The 14,351-nt window shown below is 55.7% G+C and carries 15 protein-coding genes and 1 pseudogene; 8 read left to right on the forward strand and 8 right to left on the reverse strand.

Annotated features, from left to right (window positions below; genetic code table 11):
- Positions 1–77: 77 nt before the first annotated feature.
- The 8 genes and pseudogenes from ASD46_RS18490 to ASD46_RS18520 all read right to left on the reverse strand — a co-directional run bounded on the left by ASD46_RS18490 (position 78) and on the right by ASD46_RS18520 (position 5,795).
- Positions 78–698 (reverse strand): cytochrome b, encoded by a 621-nt coding sequence (locus ASD46_RS18490; protein WP_060642557.1) that lies wholly within the window; start codon positions 696–698, stop codon positions 78–80.
- A 3-nt stretch (positions 699–701) separates the two neighbouring features.
- Positions 702–1,481, reverse strand: a complete 780-nt coding sequence (locus tag ASD46_RS18495; protein ID WP_019567423.1) for an anti-sigma factor family protein — start codon at positions 1,479–1,481, stop codon at positions 702–704.
- The gene (locus tag ASD46_RS18500) at positions 1,478–1,984 is read right to left on the reverse strand and encodes a sigma-70 family RNA polymerase sigma factor (RefSeq protein WP_025593404.1); all 507 of its coding nucleotides are present in this window, start codon (positions 1,982–1,984) and stop codon (positions 1,478–1,480) included. Before ASD46_RS18500 ends, ASD46_RS18495 begins: the two co-directional genes overlap by 4 nt.
- 5 nt (positions 1,985–1,989) lie before the next feature.
- The gene (locus ASD46_RS18505) at positions 1,990–2,379 is read right to left on the reverse strand and encodes a hypothetical protein (RefSeq protein ID WP_025593406.1); all 390 of its coding nucleotides are present in this window, start codon (positions 2,377–2,379) and stop codon (positions 1,990–1,992) included.
- 111 nt (positions 2,380–2,490) lie between these two features.
- Entirely contained in the window at positions 2,491–3,057 is a 567-nt protein-coding gene (locus ASD46_RS18510; protein WP_025593407.1) for a YceI family protein, read from the reverse strand.
- A 489-nt stretch (positions 3,058–3,546) separates the two neighbouring features.
- Positions 3,547–3,834: a hypothetical protein gene (locus ASD46_RS26635; protein WP_076844066.1), complete on the reverse strand. Its 288-nt coding sequence runs from the start codon at positions 3,832–3,834 to the stop codon at positions 3,547–3,549.
- 145 nt (positions 3,835–3,979) lie between these two features.
- Positions 3,980–4,189, reverse strand: a pseudogene (locus ASD46_RS18515) (helix-turn-helix domain-containing protein); the annotation flags it as partial.
- Between the two features lie 709 nt (positions 4,190–4,898).
- Complete coding sequence (locus ASD46_RS18520) at positions 4,899–5,795, reverse strand: LysR family transcriptional regulator (RefSeq protein WP_003515217.1); 897 nt, start codon at positions 5,793–5,795, stop codon at positions 4,899–4,901.
- A gap of 105 nt (positions 5,796–5,900) precedes the next feature.
- Here ASD46_RS18520 and ASD46_RS18525 point away from each other — a divergent pair, with 105 nt between their 5' ends.
- From ASD46_RS18525 to ASD46_RS18560, 8 genes are all read left to right on the forward strand, one after another.
- A complete protein-coding gene (locus ASD46_RS18525; RefSeq protein WP_025593409.1) occupies positions 5,901–6,983 on the forward strand; it encodes a 4-oxalomesaconate tautomerase in 1,083 nt (360 codons plus the stop codon).
- Positions 6,984–7,031: 48 nt separating this feature from the next.
- Positions 7,032–8,033, forward strand: coding sequence for an ABC transporter substrate-binding protein (locus ASD46_RS18530; protein ID WP_025593410.1), 1,002 nt, complete (start codon positions 7,032–7,034; stop codon positions 8,031–8,033).
- Positions 8,034–8,042: 9 nt separating this feature from the next.
- Entirely contained in the window at positions 8,043–8,864 is an 822-nt protein-coding gene (locus ASD46_RS18535) for an ABC transporter ATP-binding protein (protein WP_013636075.1), read from the forward strand.
- Positions 8,851–9,627, forward strand: coding sequence for an ABC transporter permease (locus ASD46_RS18540; protein WP_003515221.1), 777 nt, complete (start codon positions 8,851–8,853; stop codon positions 9,625–9,627). Before ASD46_RS18535 ends, ASD46_RS18540 begins: the two co-directional genes overlap by 14 nt.
- Before the next feature lie 232 nt (positions 9,628–9,859).
- Positions 9,860–10,969, forward strand: a complete 1,110-nt coding sequence (locus ASD46_RS18545; protein ID WP_025593413.1) for a PAS domain-containing protein — start codon at positions 9,860–9,862, stop codon at positions 10,967–10,969.
- Positions 10,970–10,980: 11 nt separating this feature from the next.
- On the forward strand, positions 10,981–11,406 hold the full coding sequence (locus tag ASD46_RS18550; protein ID WP_003515224.1) for a response regulator: 426 nt from the start codon (positions 10,981–10,983) through the stop codon (positions 11,404–11,406).
- A 33-nt stretch (positions 11,407–11,439) separates the two neighbouring features.
- Positions 11,440–13,752: a GAF domain-containing protein gene (locus ASD46_RS18555; protein WP_025593414.1), complete on the forward strand. Its 2,313-nt coding sequence runs from the start codon at positions 11,440–11,442 to the stop codon at positions 13,750–13,752.
- Positions 13,749–14,132 (forward strand): response regulator, encoded by a 384-nt coding sequence (locus ASD46_RS18560; protein ID WP_025593416.1) that lies wholly within the window; start codon positions 13,749–13,751, stop codon positions 14,130–14,132. The genes ASD46_RS18555 and ASD46_RS18560 overlap by 4 nt, the downstream gene beginning before the upstream one ends.
- Positions 14,133–14,351: the final 219 nt, after the last annotated feature.

Here is a 14,351-nt window from a genome sequence, read left to right on the forward strand (position 1 = left end):
ACTTGTCAGCGACAATCAGCGTGATAACTTGATCTCGACCGCGACCTAAGAATCTCATCCAGATTGTCGCCAGCGTCTCATCCTGATTGCCGCGCTACAGCCCTGAAAGTGATCATGCGCCGAAGCGTTGGATCTTTGCGGACGAAATGGTGCCACAGCGCTGCTGCCACATGAAGAACGACGATAACTGCGGCAAGATAGGCCAGAGTGGCGTGAACCTCAGTCCAGAAGGCCTCGGCTTGGTCGGAGATCGCCATGGGTAGTCCTGGCACGACGACAAGATCAAAGACATAACTGGGGATCTGCAGAGGAGACGTCGACGCGACGGCCCAACCGGCAAGGGGAACGGCGAGAGTAAGGAACAGCAGTGCGGCGTGAGCCGACCGTGCGGCCAACCTCGAAGCCATCCCTCCACCATCCAGAGCCCGCGGTTTCCTGCTGAAAACCGACCAGATGAAGCGGGGGGCGGCGAGGGCCAGAACCAGAAACCCAATCGACTTGTGATACTGAAAAAGATTGAACTGAAGCACCGGATCGATGTCGCGGCTCAAAAAATATCCCAGCGCAAGCTGCGCGAGGAATAGGAGCGCGATCGTCCAATGGAAAACGATCGCCACCAAACCAAAGGAGGCGGACGTGTTTCGCCATCTCCTTACGCCTCTCGTCGCTCTATCGGAATGACCCTTGAGATATTGCATCGGCTAACTCAGCTGTTGATAGGTGTCTTTGGCAATAGCGTCCATGCGGTCGGACGGCAGGCTGCCGACCAGGGCGCAGCGGATTGTTTCGTCATCCCAGGACACTGTTTCCAGCGCGTCGACATTGGAGCGCCGCATGGCGGTATCGCTCGTTTCAGCCGCAGCCACGATGTAAAGAGTGACACGCTGCCCACTTTTGTCTTCATACATCAGTTGAGCTGCGGCGCCTTCGGAACTGGGCAGCACCCGGCCGCCGACAAGGGACAAGCCATGGTGGGTGAGGTCCGGCACGTTCAGTTTACGGTCGAGCCGTTTTGACAGCCATTTCGGCAGGCTGGAACCGTTCTCGGCATCAGCCCGAACTTCGACAGGGTGCAGAACCTCGCTTGCAAACAACTTATGCGCCTGTGTCGCATCCGCCACGATGGAATGGGCAGGTGCCTCGACCTCCGACACAAGTCCGCGCCCGAACCAGCCACCTGTCAGTCCAACTGCCAGAACGAGAACGGATGCCGCTGCCAGATTGCGCCAATTTGCACGCTCCGATCGCAAGCGCCGCTCCATCCGATAAACATCGAGGCGCTCGGGTAAAACATCGACATCAGCAGGGCGATAGAGAGCCGTAAGTGTCGCATTCTGCCGCTGCCATATCTCGACCTTGCGCGCATCGGCCGGATTGGAGGCGAGGTGTGAGCGAACGGCATCACGTCGCTGGTCTTCGAGCTGCCCGTCGACATAGGATATCAGATCGGCTTCGGTTATCTGCGGCTCGTTGCCAGTCATTTTATCACCTTGAGATTTGGCTGGTCTTCCTGGGTCATGCGGGCCAAGGCTGTTCGGGCGCGCCCCAGACGGGACATCAAAGTGCCCAACGGAATTTCCAGAACCTTTGCCGCTTCCGCATAACTCAGACCTTCGACGACGACGAGGAGGAGGGCCTCACGGTGCTCGCCTGACAGTTTTTCGATGGCACGGGCCATTTCGGCAAGCGCGATCCGGCCCGTCTGCGGCGCCGGCACAAACATCTGTTCGGCAACATCATCAATCGGGATTTGCGAGGGCCGGCGGTTTCTGCCGCGCAGATTGTTGCGGTAAATGTTGACAAGCACACGGTACAACCATGGACGTAACGGCCCCTGCGGCCGCCACAGCGCCTTTTTGCGGATGGCTCTTTCCAGGCAGTCCTGAACGAGATCGTCAGCCGTGTCACGGTCGTGCGTGAGCGCATTCGCGTAACGTCGAAGCGCCGGTATGCAACTTGTGATCTCGTCAAGAAAATCAGGCATGGGTGCTATTCCTTGGCAACGTGCCAGACGCCACCAACACCATCACCTGTGACGTCGCCGGGCTTCTTGTCCATCTGCCAATGATACAGCGGCTTTCCATCATGCGACCACTGCATCGTGCCATCCCTGCGAGCGAGTGGTCTGTAGTCGCCATCCGCCTTGTCGGTTTTGGCAGCCGCAAGCGGCGGCCATTTCTTCGCGCAGCCGTCATAGCAGGCTGACGAGCCATCGCCATCATTGTCGAACGTATAAAGGGTCATGCCCTTGGCGTCAGTCAGGATCGTGCCCTTTGCCGTCGCCGTTTCAACCACCGCGCCACCGGCATATGGTTCGGCAAGCGCGGCAGTGGAGGCGAGCGCGAGAGCGCCTGCCAGAATGAAATGATGTTCACGCATGAGATCGTCCTTTGAGAGGTAACGGTGCGGACACCATGTCCGATACAAGACAGAACACCGGCCAGCGGCCATTAATCCCGTCCCGCCGATTTTTTTGACGTTCCGTCGTTTTTATCTGACGCCCTTCAAATCTATGTCGAAGGCAACCGTGTTCGAATAGAGCGGCACGCCAACGCCCATGCCATAGGGCAGGCGAGGGATATTTCCGGTGACATGGAAGGTGACAGAACCCTTTTGCTGCTCAACGAATGTTGCGTGAAACGTCTCGGCTCTGGAGACGCCTCGGGCCGTGAGCACGCCTTCAACGATCGCGCTGCGCGGCCCGTCCTGCGTAACGCGGTTGGAGCGAAACACGATCTGCGGATAGGCGGCGATGTTGAAAACCGCGCTGGACCGCAGGAAATTTTCCACCCGTTCCTGGCCAGTCTTCACGCTGGAAGGGTTCAAGCTGATTTCCACATAGGACTTGGACGGTTGGTCCGGATCGATATCGAAGCGGCCGGATATATCGGGAATAGTGCCGTTGATGCCCGGACCGGCAACCTGTGCAATCGAAAACCCGATGTGCGAGGCGGGATCGATACGGTAACGTCCGGCGGCCGACGAAAACGGGCTTGCAGATACAGGCGTGCAGGCCAATGTGGCAATAACGAGCGTGATGGAATAGAGGTGCTTCACGGCGCAGGCTCCTTCATGAGTACGTGGTCGTACCCGTGAGAACACCGCTGGCCACTATTTAATCCCCATCAGTTCCGACAGATCATCAAAATCTTTGCCGCATCAGCCAAAGCATGGGCATTTCGTCAGCAATGTCTTTCATGGGTTCAAAGCCCACTCAAGGCTAGGTGCTTTCTCTAAATCCTTTGCTCTCTATTGTGCTCAAGCGAGGTACAGAGTGTCTAGGCGGCGCTGATGAAGGTGAGGCGCTCAAGACCATAGAAAGCTTCATCTGGCTGCTACATACGATGTCAAAGCTGGTTAGAGGCGCGACTTCGCCAGCTGTTTAGAAACGCGATACAGGCACCGACGGTCAGCCCCCAATCCGACCGGCTGGGCCGGGTTGCAAGGGAGGAGCGGGGGCGGGTGAGCGAATGCCTATTCGGCTTTAGCTTCCTCAGCAGGGTGCATAATCTGCCTTGGCAATCAACAGGCATTCCGGGTATGAGATCAAACCCTAAGTGCAGGATAATCCCACGATGACTGCAAACGGCGACGGGCCTCTTTTACAAGGTCAAGGTAGTCTGCCCTGAAGGGTGCAACCAGCTGCTTTTCGAGACCGGCAAGCAGTCCGTGCAGCACAGCGCATTCGGCAGGGCTCTCGAAACAGGACGCGCTTGGCGTGGGAGCGCTGCTCTCTTTGCACCAACGAGAAAGAAGCTCAAAAAGAACCAGAGCTTCGTCTGGAGCAAGGTGGATTTGTGTATGATCGGAAGAAGTTTGTTGTTTGTCTTTCATAACGCGAAACTCGCATGCGCCGCTGACGTCTGCAATAGACCGCTGGCATTCAACGTCGCCAGTTCATTCCGCCGCTTCCATCCGCGCCAGCGCCTTCTGCCTTTTGGCAATCACCTCCTGGTCGTTTATGAAGTCCGTCCGCCGGCCGGGCTTGCGGCCGCGCTTCCGTGCTGTAGTAGCCGTCATAATCTGGCAGTTCACGGTCATGAAACGTGTTGCGCTTGATCTCACGGTAAATGGTCGAGCGATGACGGCCAAGCTGACGCGCCATCTCGTTGACGGGAACCTTTGCCGCCACCAGATGATGAAGACGGCGGCGATCGGCAAGGGTGATCTGCGTATAGCATCGGGACATGCCAAAATCTCCAAAGTGAAGCCATTGAAATCATTGGCATGTCGCACTTGAAAATAGAATGTACCCCGCTACATACGATAATCGCATAAGATAGATTATGGAACTTGTACTGATTGAAATGTCTTGCGTTTTCAGTCCAAATGACCCTTTAGGCAACCTTCAGAACTCGTTTTGAACCTTATCTGGTTGTCGCGTTATCGCGCTGAGTCGAAGCGTAACGCATCCTTTCGCTCTAAACAAAACACCACTCAATTTCCGCCTCACATTATTGCCTCAAGCGATACTGATGGAGCATGTTCTCATGGATTGGTGTCGCGTCTCGAAACCAAATGCGTTTCATCATACATGGACTGAAAAGTCTCATAATTTAAAGGTGCTGCGTCGCTCTTGCTGCGAGTATGCCTTGTCAGTCGATAAGCAGGCTATGATCTTCAACCACATCTACATTGTACGGTTGATCAGTATTGAGCTTGCTGACGTCAATCGGCGCGGCGCACGTCGCCGTTTCCTTCAACAGCCAAAATGGCAACAGCAAAACCCATATCTATGACCCAGAACGCCAAGGCGGTCCGCCATTAGAAGAGCCGGTAAGGCGGCGTGACGACGCAACCATCTCTGAGAAGACGGCGTCACCCTCGCCCGTTTCTCAACCTTCCACCAGGTGACGTCAGACCTGGGCCCTTCGCGGCGAGCTACACGATTGTGAACCCTAAGGCGTTTTCCAGGTCTTCAACAGCATTTCCACGAATTTCTCCGCTGCGGGAGATAAGGCACTGCTTCTTCTTTGCACGATACCGATGGTTCGGGAGACCACGGGATTAACGATCGGCCGCGTAACGAGGAAAGGATGGTCATCCTGTGGGGTAGCCAGTCGCGGCAACACGGAAATCCCCAACCCAGCCTCCACCAAGCCAAGCGACGTATTGAGATGGGTCACCTCGTAGAACCAGTTCAGCTTTAGATTGTGCCGCGCGAGTGCGCCATCCAGAAGCGTTCTATTGCCGCTGGAGCGATCGACGACAACCAGCGGGTAAGGCTCCAGTTGATTCCATTGGATAGTTTCGAAAGCCGCCAGAGGGTGGTCTTTCCGCATCGCCAGCACAAATGGGTCATCGATGAGAGGTTCGAATGCCAGGTCTGGATCAGAATTACCCATTAGGTTTATCCCGAACTCCACCTCTCCCCGCGCAACCGCCTGCAGCCCCTCGTTTGCCGTAAGGTCTCTGATACGCAGCCTAATATGTGGATATTGCTTGCTAAATGTTTTGATCACGGTGGGTAGAAAATAAAACGCTGCGGTTGGAACGCAGGCCATCGTGATGAGGCCGCGCCGATGTGCACCATCTTTCATCGCAAAAAGCGATCCGTCGAACTCTTCCAGCATGCGCCGGACAAGCGGCATTACCTCCTGACCCATCGCTGTCGGGGCAACGTGGCGTGTGGTCCTTTCCAGGAGTGGCGCGCCAATGGCCTGTTCCAGTTTCTGGATGCGCCGGGTAAGCGCCGGTTGCGAAATATGCAACGCGTCGGCAGCCCTATGAAAACTTTCAAGCTCAACTACTGCTTGAAATGCTCTTAGATCCAGAATTTCGCAATTGATGCTCATATTGCAATAATACCTCCGAACATTGCATTTAACAGATTAGATTCTTTTGCTCATATTGCAACAACAAGGCGGATTGATCCACCAAATGCAAGATTGAGGCGATAAATGAACGACCTGCTTAAGATACCCTGTGTGCTGATGCGCGGCGGAACATCTCGTGGACCGTTCTTCCTGGCGTCTGACCTTCCGCGTAATCGAGCGGAACGGGATGCGGCACTTTTGTCCATCATGGGTTCCGGTCATCCGCTGCAGATAGACGGGATTGGAGGCGGCAATCCGGTCACCTCGAAAGTGGCGATCATAGGTCCTTCCACCGTCGAAGGTGCAGACATCGACTATCTGTTCGCACAGGTTCGTACCGACAGGCAGTATGTCGACTATTCGCCCAATTGCGGAAATATGCTGGCCGCGGTCGGTCCCTTTGCGATCGAAGCTGGACTTGTAGAGGCTCGGGGAAGCGATACCGTGGTTCGCATCCACAACGTGAACACCGGAAAATTGATCGAGGCAAAGGTGCCGACGCGTGGTCGCGAAGTAATTTATCTCGGAGACGCATCCATCGACGGCGTTCCGGGTCTGGCTGCACCGATCGCCCTGACTTTCGTGGATGCGGCGGGTGCGAAAACCGGAAAACTGTTGCCGACCGGAAACCCTGTCGACACGGTTGAGGGAATAGATGTGACGGCGATAGACTGCGCAATTCCGATGGTCCTCATGCGTGCGGGAGACCTCGGCGTCACGGGATATGAAGATCCGCAGACCCTGACTTCCAATAGCGATCTCATCGAACGATTGACCCGCATACGCATTCAGGCAGGCAAATTGATGGGGATGGGGGATGTAACGGATATGGTCATACCAAAACCCGTGATCGTAGCGCCGGCCCGCAAGGGAGGCACTCTGTCTGTCCGGTACTTCATGCCCAATGAGTGCCACCCTGCCCTGGCAACGACCGGCGCCGTTGGCATAGCAACCGCAGCGATCACGGAAGGCTCCGTGGCATTTGAACAAGCGGGAAATCGATCTGTTCCGACCCAGATCTGCATCGAGCATCCCGCCGGTCGGCTGGACGTGCAACTTGAGATGCGAAACGGAGCAATAACAGCCGGGCTTGTGAGAACGGCCCGCAGACTTTTCGAAGGCTTTGCCTTCGCCAAGCCAAACGCTGCGATTGAAGACGCAGCCTAGACAAAGCCATACTGGCTCAAAACATAGCAAAACTGGGAGGAGACCCTCATGCGTAAATACTTGCTTGCAACAGCGGCGCTCTGTGCGCTGGCAGCGTCGGCAAATGCAGAATCCGTCAGAATGAGTGTTGGTTCGTACAACCTCAACAACCTGCCTTTTCCGGTGGCGGCCAGCCTCGGCTTCTACAAGGACGAGGGCCTTGAGGTGACGACCGAGAACTTTGCCCAAGGCGGTTCGAAAGTCCTGCAGGCGCTCGTCGCAGGGTCCACGGATGTAGCCGTCGGTTTCTACGATCACACGATCCAGATGCAGTCCCAGAACAAGCACGTGGTTGGCTTCGTTCAGCTTGCCCGCAATTCCGGGCTGGTTCTCGCAGGAAAGAACGATACAGACTTCGATCCGACAAAACCTGAAACCATCAAGGGCAAAAAGGTCGGGATCACCTCGCCCGGGTCTTCGTCCGATTTCTTCATTCGTTATTACATGAAGCAGCACAATCTGAGCGACAACGACATCGCCATCATCGGCGTTGGCTCCGGCGCTGCTGCTGTTGCCGCTCTGCAGCAGGGCAAGATTGACCTGTTGGTCAATTACGATCCGGCTGCGACGATCGTGGTTGAGCGTGGTCTTGGCAAGATCTTGATCGATGCCCGTAGCGATCAGGGCGCCAAGGACGTCTACGGCGGGATCTACCCCACCTCCGTCTTGTATGCGACGCAGGAATACATCGATGCACATCCCGAGGTGATCCAGAAGGTTACCAATGCCACGGTAAAGGCGCTGCATTGGATGAAGGAGCATTCGGCCGAGGAAATTGTTGCAAAGCTTCCTGATGATTTCGTGTCCGGCGACAAACAGACCTACATCAAGGCCGTCGAAGCCGCCAAGGCGATCTTCTCCGAAGATGGAACCTTCAACCAGGCCGATCTGGAAACCCCGTTGGCGGTTTTGAAAAGCTTCAACGACGCGGTCGCGAAGGCCACGATCGATCTCAACACGACCTACACCAACAAGTTCGTCGAGGCTGCGGCTTCGAAGGGCGTAAACTGAGGGTCTTCAATGTCTTTGCCAATTAGAAAGTTAGAACCCGTGGCGGAACTCAATCTTCAGCCAATGGTGGCAATCGAGAACGTAACAATGGCCTTTGGCGCGTTCGTTGCGGTCCAGGATGTGAACCTGAAAGTTGGAGATGGTGAGTTTCTCTCGATTGTCGGCCCAACCGGATGCGGCAAGTCCACCATTCTCAATGCCATCGCGGGTTTGCTGAAACCGGCGCAGGGAAAGGTCTCCATCGATGGCTCGGCCGTGCAGGGCGTGCAGAACAACATCGGATATCTCTTCCAGCAGGATGCGCTGCTTCCCTGGAAAACGGCCTATCAGAATGTCGAGCTTGGCCTGCTGTTCCGCGGCGTATCCGAACATGAGCGCCGTACCAAAGTTCTGGCCTGGCTGGAAAAAGTTGGCCTGAAGGGGTTTGAAGAGCGCTTTCCGCATCAACTTTCAGGCGGACAGCGCAAACGTGTCCAGATGGCGCAGGCGCTTATCACCGAGCCGAAGGTCATCCTGATGGACGAGCCCTTCTCCGCACTCGACATTCACACGCGCCACCTCATGCAGAATGAACTCCTGAGATTGTGGCAAGAGGATCGCCGTGCAGTGGTCATGATCACGCACGATCTCGAAGAGGCGATTGCACTCGGAGACCGGGTTGTCGTCCTTGCCGCCGGCCCCAAGAGCCGGGTTATCGAGAGCTTCCCGGTTGATTTGGAACGGCCCCGCAACGTGGCCGAAATCAAGCTCGATCCGAAATTCATGACCCTATATCGCGATATATGGGCGTCTTTGCGCGGCGAAGTGGAGAAAAGCTATGCAAGCCGTTAATGTTCGCATCATCCAGATCGTGCTTCTTGTCGTGCTCCTGGGTGGGTGGCAACTCGGGGTAAGCTCCGGGGCGATCGACCGCTTCTTCTTCCCGGCACCCATCGACATCGTCAAGCAGGTCATCACCTGGGTTGCCGATGCCGGCTTTTACAAACATGTCGGTATCACCTTGAGTGAAACGGTTCTCGGTTACCTCATCGGTACAGGTCTCGGCGTCGGCGCCGGTGTCTGGCTGGGACTCAGTCCCTTTGTGGCGCGTGTGTTGGACCCGTTCATCAAGGCCGTGAATGCCATCCCGCGTGTGGTCCTCGCGCCAATTTTCGTCCTTTGGCTGGGGCTTGGCCTCTGGTCAAAGGTCGCTCTTGCGGTCACCCTCGTCTTCTTCGTGACGTTCTTCAACGCCATGCAAGGTGTGCGCGAAGTAAACCCCGTCGTGCTTTCCAACACGCGCATTCTCGGTGCAAAGCGCTCTGATCTCTTGCGTCATGTTTATTTTCCGGCGGCAGCCAGCTGGATTCTGTCGTCGCTGCGCACATCCGTCGGATTTGCGGTGGTTGGCGCGATCATCGGCGAATATCTCGGGTCTTCCGCAGGCCTCGGCTACCTGATCGCCCGTTCGGAAGGTAACTTCGACGCGGTCGGCGTTTTCGCCGGTATCATCATTCTCGCCATTTTTGTTCTCGTCATCGATCTCATTCTCGATGTCGCCGAGAGAAAGCTGATCACCTGGAGGCCGAACGCGGGCGAAGAACGGCCTGCTTGAGGTTTCGACCCAGTCTAATATCAAGCGGGGCGGCCAGTTGGCCGCCCCGTTTTTGTTCTACTGACGTCATCAGGCCGATTTCTCGGCTATCGGACGCCGGCAGACCTGCTCACGGACAATATGCAAAAAGATGGTGAATCCCCTACCCCGTAAAACAGGAATAATTCAGTTTGTCGTTGGAACCAAATTCCCATTCAAACATTTTAGGGGACCGTTACCTTCAGGACCTTGCATGAAAGATAATGATCTCCTCCGGCAGGATGCTCAAGACGCTGGAGAGCGTCTAGTATCTAGCCACGCTTCTGAAGATCCGTTTGCGGCAGCCTTCAAGGCCACCCGCATGCCCATGATCATCACAAATCCGCTCCAGAAAGACAATCCAATCATCTTCTGCAATGCTGCTTTCAGCAGATTGACGGGCTATTCCGCCGAAGAGCTGGTTGGTCAAAATTGTCGTCTGCTCCAAGGTCCAGACACGGATCCTGGCTCAGTTACGAAGCTGCGTGAGGCAATCGCAGCCGAGCAGGATTTGGCGATCGACATCCTTAATTATCGCAAGGACGGATCAGAGTTTTGGAATGCTCTCTTCGTAAGTCCTGTTCGCGATGCTTCCGGAACCGTCATCTATTTTTTCGCCTCGCAACTCGACTTCACCGATATCAAGAGCAAGGAAGCCGAACTCGCTCGCGCCCGCCACATCGCGGAGGGAGAGGTGGCGCTGCGAACGGCGGATTTGACTGAGGCATTACGGGCAAAAACAACCCTCGTCCACGAAGTTGATCATCGCGTAAAAAACAACCTCCTGACAATAGCCTCGATCGTGAAGCTTCAGGCGCGGATGACTGATAACGATGTTGTGGAGCGGACATTGATGTCTGTGCTGAACAGGGTCGAAGCACTCAGCACCGTTCAGCGCAAGCTTCTGAACGATGAAGATGTAGGGCATTTCGATGTCGCGGATTTTGCCAATACATTGATGCTCGACAAGATCGGCGCCTTGAAGCGAACCGACATCATCCTCACCACCGATCTTCACGAGGTTGTGGTTCCGGCGACCAAGGCTTCCCCCCTTGCCTTGATCATCAACGAACTCATCGGCGACGCCATTCGCAGAGGATTGAAGGACCGTGGCGGGCAATTGCACCTGGAGGTCAAGCGCCTAAACGGCCACTTCCTTGTCAGGGTTGCCGATACCGTCACGCCGGGCGAAGTGGACAAGGAAGAAGCAGCCTTTAGCAAAAAGATGCTGGAAGCATGCGTAAAACAATTGCGTGCTACGATAGTTCGGACGGTTGAAGGTTGCCTCTCGGATGTTCGTGTCACGCTTTCTGTAAAAGACTGAAAGGATCTCCTGTGAAAATCTTGATCGTAGAGGACGAAGCTCTGCTGGCGATGGAACTTGAAAGCGAAGTGGAAGATGCCGGACACGAGATTGTGGGGATCGCTGCCGACAGCAAGGAAGCTATCGAGCTTGCCAATAAGGCACTGCCGCAATTCGCATTTGTAGACATTCAATTGCTGGATGGTCCAACGGGCATAGAAGTCGGCCGATATCTTTCCTCGAGCTCCATCCCCTATGTTTTTGTTTCGGGTAACCTGAAGAGAATACCTGAGGACTTTGCAGGCGCACTTGGAGCGATCGAGAAACCTTACACGATGAACGGTTTGCAAAATGCCTTGCAGTTCATTGAAGGCATCGTTATCGGCGCAGAGCGCTCCGCTACCCCTCCTCCCAGCCTTGTTGTTTCGCCCAAACTGCTTGCCGCCTTGTCGGCTTGACCAACGCCGCCCCTGTGCGGATAAGGATTGACCTTGAATTCACCGTCGGAACGCATTGACGCAGTTCGAAACTCTGGGCTGCTTGATGTCCAGAGCCCACCCGAATTCCAGGATATTATCGAGGTCGTCAAAACCGGCCTGAAATGCCCAGTGGCTTTGATCTCCATTCTGGACGAGCACCGGCAGGTTTTCATCGCTCATGTCGGGTTGCCACCCAAATGGGCTGAAGCAGCGGAAACGCCACTCACGCATTCATTCTGTCAGCATGTGGTTCGCGACAGACAGCCTTTGATAATCGGGGATGCGACGGTTCATGATCTCGTCAGAAATAATCTGGCCATAACCGATCTGGGCGTGATCTCCTACATGGGAGTGCCTGTAACCCTCCCTGACGGCATGGTGATCGGCGCGCTCGCAGCAATCGATGGAGAACCACGCACATGGACGGAAAGCGAGCTGCAGTTACTGAACCAGATCGGAAGGGTCGCCTCGAACCAGATTGCGACCTTCCTTTCCGAGCGACGCTGGGGTGCGCTTTTCCAGCAATTGGAGGAAGGCATCGTCGTAGGCTCGGTGATCCGTGACGTCGACGGAACGATTGTCGATTGGCGATACGAGACGGTCAATCCCGCATGGAGCACTCTTCTTGGATTACCAGGCGATAATGTGCCTGGTCGAACCATGCGCGAACTCTTTCCAGAATTCGAGAATGAGTGGGTTTCCGATGTGGTGGAGGCCGTCGAGACTCAACAAAGCAAGCGTTTCACCCGCAAGATCGGTTCGATGGACCGGTGGTTTGACGGCTATGTTCAAGCCACTGGTGAAGACACGTTCGTCATCATGTTTGTTGAAGTCACTGACCGTATGCAAGCCCAGGAGGCTTTGCGCGACAGCGAAACGAAGCTTCGCCTGATCGTCGAAGGCGCCAAAGACTATATTATCATGACGATCGATGAAGACCAGCGCATTACAAGCTGGTTCGGTGGAGCGCAGGAGACATTTGGCTGGTCGGAAGCCGAGATGCTCGGACGGCCGTTTGAGTCGATTTTTACTGAGGAGGACCGGGCAGCCGGCGTTCCTGCGGCTGAAGTGAGCAGAGCCACGTCCGAAGGGGTTGCACCCGACCGCCGATGGCACCTCGCTGCCGATGGCTCCAGCATCTTTCTGGACGGCACGATCCGGCCGATGTCCAACCATTCGTCGCCCAAGGTCCCAGGATATATCAAGGTCGCACGCAACGCCACCGCTCAAAAACTGTCGGAGGACAGGCAGCTTGCATTCCTGGAACTCGGCGAAAAGATCCGCGAGCTGGATACTGTTGCGGAAGTGGCATTTGCCGCCGCCGAGATTTTGGCACGGAGTCTGAGAGGCGCGACGCGGGCGGGCTACGGCATCGTTGACCCTATCGCCGAGACGGTGCAGATGCTTCCCGACTGGTGTGCGGAGGGAATGTTCACCGTCGCGGGGCTCCATCATTTCAGGAATTACGGATCCTACATCCAGGATTTGAAGCGCGGCGAGACGGTCATCATACCCGATGTGGCGACAGATCCGAGAACCTCCGCTTCAGCCGAGCTTCTACACTCATTAGGCATCTCCGTCCTCGTGAATGTGCCAATCATCGAAAGAGGTGCATTCGCGGGGGTCATGTTCGTACACTACGACAAGCCGCATGAATTCTCGTCCGAGGAGCGTGATTTTGTGCGTGCGATAGCGGACCGCACGCGTGAGGCGATCTCCAGGATTCGGGCCGAGCAGGAACAGCAGGTTCTCAATCACGAGATCAGCCACCGGCTCAAAAACACGATGGCCATGGTTCAGGCGATTGCAACACAGACGCTTCGCCCCGTCACCGACAGAGCCCCTGTCGAAGCCTTCACGAGCAGATTGCGCGCGCTTTCCAATGCGCATGAGGTTCTCCTGAACCAGGACTGGTCGTCGGCGCGCATGGTGGCAGTGATCGATTCCGTGCTTCGCCAACTTTCTCTTCCCGAGCGATACCGCATATCGGGCACCGACATGGAAATCGGGCCCAGGACTGCACTATCGCTGGCTCTCCTGATGCACGAGCTTGGCACAAACGCCTTGAAATATGGAGCCTGGTCTTCTGATGCCGGAACCGTCGTTATTTCATGGACGATAGAAGATGCAGGCGGCGAGAACGCGCTTGTTCTGGAATGGAAGGAGCAGGACGGCCCGCCGGTGACCGCTCCATCGGGTAAAGGTTTCGGATCGAAGCTCATCCAGCTTGGTCTGATGGGTACAGGCGGTGTCGAGGTAAATTTTGATCCTGACGGCCTGCGGGTAACGATGCAGGGACTGGTTTCCCATTTGAGACAGTCATGATGACCGTGACCTCGAATGCTGCCGATGTGGCAACCATACTCGTCGTCGAGGATGAGCCGCTGCTACGCCTTGCCGCCGTGGATCTGGTTGAAACCGCAGGATACACAGCGCTTGCTGCGGCAGATGCTACGGAGGCGGTCAATATCCTTGAGGCACGCGCAGACATACGAATTGTCTTCACTGATATCGATATGCCACGCGGCGTCGACGGCCTGCAACTGGCAGCCATTGTTCGTGACAGGTGGCCGCCTATCAAAGTTATCCTGGTTTCCGGCCATCTCGAAGATCCCGGTCATATGATCGCGGCAGATACGGCTTTCTTTACGAAACCCTACTGCGAAGAGCAGATCGTGGAGACGATAAGGCAGATGCTGCGGTAGCCGAGAATTTTTGCGGCTACCGGGATTCACCGCTCCGCTTGAAATTTGGAGATGGTGACAGAGTCGGATAAGGCTTGGCAGTCGATCTGCCGACTGATTGCCGCTGGTCGCTGAGGTTGGAATTGACGGACAAATTACCTGCTGAACTTGATGGTTTGCATCGCAATACCTTTGAATATTTCTGGTCCGGGAGCCACCCGGAGAGTGGCCTACCGCGGG

Source organism: Rhizobium sp. Root491 (assembly GCF_001427205.1).
Classification (GTDB): Bacteria; Pseudomonadota; Alphaproteobacteria; order Rhizobiales; family Rhizobiaceae; genus Agrobacterium; species Agrobacterium tumefaciens.

Bases quoted from the DNA above. Each gene is read 5' to 3' on its own strand.
- ASD46_RS18560 (WP_025593416.1), top strand. From the start codon at position 13,749: ATGATGACCGTGACCTCGAATGCTGCCGATGTGGCAACCATACTCGTC.
- ASD46_RS18525 (WP_025593409.1), top strand. From the start codon at position 5,901: ATGAACGACCTGCTTAAGATACCCTGTGTGCTGATGCGCGGCGGAACA.
- ASD46_RS18545 (WP_025593413.1), top strand. From the start codon at position 9,860: ATGAAAGATAATGATCTCCTCCGGCAGGATGCTCAAGACGCTGGAGAG.
- ASD46_RS26635 (WP_076844066.1), bottom strand. From the start codon at position 3,834: ATGAAAGACAAACAACAAACTTCTTCCGATCATACACAAATCCACCTT.
- ASD46_RS18505 (WP_025593406.1), bottom strand. From the start codon at position 2,379: ATGCGTGAACATCATTTCATTCTGGCAGGCGCTCTCGCGCTCGCCTCC.
- ASD46_RS18500 (WP_025593404.1), bottom strand. From the start codon at position 1,984: ATGCCTGATTTTCTTGACGAGATCACAAGTTGCATACCGGCGCTTCGA.
- ASD46_RS18530 (WP_025593410.1), top strand. From the start codon at position 7,032: ATGCGTAAATACTTGCTTGCAACAGCGGCGCTCTGTGCGCTGGCAGCG.
- ASD46_RS18520 (WP_003515217.1), bottom strand. From the start codon at position 5,795: ATGAGCATCAATTGCGAAATTCTGGATCTAAGAGCATTTCAAGCAGTA.
- ASD46_RS18490 (WP_060642557.1), bottom strand. From the start codon at position 698: ATGCAATATCTCAAGGGTCATTCCGATAGAGCGACGAGAGGCGTAAGG.
- ASD46_RS18540 (WP_003515221.1), top strand. From the start codon at position 8,851: ATGCAAGCCGTTAATGTTCGCATCATCCAGATCGTGCTTCTTGTCGTG.
- ASD46_RS18535 (WP_013636075.1), top strand. From the start codon at position 8,043: ATGTCTTTGCCAATTAGAAAGTTAGAACCCGTGGCGGAACTCAATCTT.
- ASD46_RS18495 (WP_019567423.1), bottom strand. From the start codon at position 1,481: ATGACTGGCAACGAGCCGCAGATAACCGAAGCCGATCTGATATCCTAT.